Here is a 1,229-nt window from a genome sequence, read left to right as displayed (position 1 = left end):
CAGATGCCGCTCATCCGCAAGTACCAGTCGCAGCTTGAACAGGAGCGCCAAGCCGACCGCGACCGCGACGAGAAGTTCAAGCAGTACGTTCAGGAGCACCAGTAACCCGAGCGTCCACGACCGGTTTTGACGTCGGATTTTAAAACCGAATTTTGATGCCGGGGAAAGACCGGTAATGGTGCGGGCCACCCGAGACACAGGCTCGGCGGGTAGCCCGCACCCGCGAGGATATTCCCGCAGAGGCTGCAGCTCTCGGCAGATGAGTGGGCGCGCAAAAATTTTTGCTGCACCCCCCGAAATTCGGGCGCGGCAAGGAGCAAAAAGTGTAATGTGGTGAACAACTCACTCTTATGAAAGGTGTTCAACGATGAAATCCCTCACCCGCCGCACCACCGCCCCTCGCACTGGCATGAGCCGCCGCCTGCTCACCACGGGCGCCCTGCTGGCCATCGGCGTGCTCCCGCTGAGCGCGTGCTCGCTCTTTAACCCGCCGCTGGAACGTGACGAAAGTGTCCACGCCATCTTTGACGCGGAACAGGACATCGTGAAGATGCCCCTGGACGATTACTCCCACTACGAGGGGGGCACTCATTACGAATACACGGCCTTTAAGATTGCCATGAAGCAGTGCTACGCCGAACACGGGCAGAGCTACACCGACCCCGACCAAGCTCCCCAATCTGAAAGCGCGCCGAGTGGCGATCCGGGCCGAAAGTACGGTCCCTGGAACGTCGAGTACGCCCAGAAGTACGGATTCCAGAAGCGAGACCCCAACGCCGCCCCCATCTCCTTTAGCTCACCGGAGAGCTTGAGCCCCGAGGAGCAGCTTCGCACCGAATGTCATGACAAGGCCCGCGAGACCCTGGAGGCCGCGGTGCCCGAAGGCAAGAGGCTCGAGAATGACGTGCAGTCCACATACAGTCGTATCTCCACCGACGCGGGCAATGCCGTTTACGGTAGCAAACTGCACCGCGAGCTCGAAGAGAAGTGGAAGCAGTGCGTCTCAGACCGCGGCCTCACCCCTCGCTCGGCAGGCTCCGTCGCCGAGGAAACCCCGCTGGCTGAGCAGCTGAGCAAGAACGACGGATTCAACAAGCCCGCCTCCGAAGAAGAGATTCGCATCGCCACCATCCAGGCCGAATGTAACCAGCAGGTCGGCATGAGCAAGCAGCTCTACGACCTGGAAGCTCAGTACCAGATGCCGCTCATCCGCAAGTACCAGTCGCAGC

Annotated in this window: 1 protein-coding gene; it reads left to right on the top strand. The window is 60.7% G+C overall.

What is annotated here, in order from left to right; genetic code table 11:
* Positions 1-367: 367 nt before the first annotated feature.
* Positions 368-1,229 (top strand): multidrug transporter (locus tag HMPREF2879_RS09030; RefSeq protein WP_070635391.1); only part of this gene is annotated, 862 nt, incomplete at its 3' end.

Origin of the sequence: Rothia sp. HMSC069C04 (assembly GCF_001812895.1) — a bacterium.
In the GTDB taxonomy this organism is placed as follows: domain Bacteria; phylum Actinomycetota; class Actinomycetes; order Actinomycetales; family Micrococcaceae; genus Rothia.
The sequence above is the reverse complement of the archived record's forward strand: the minus strand, read 5'-3'. Positions and strand labels throughout refer to the sequence as shown.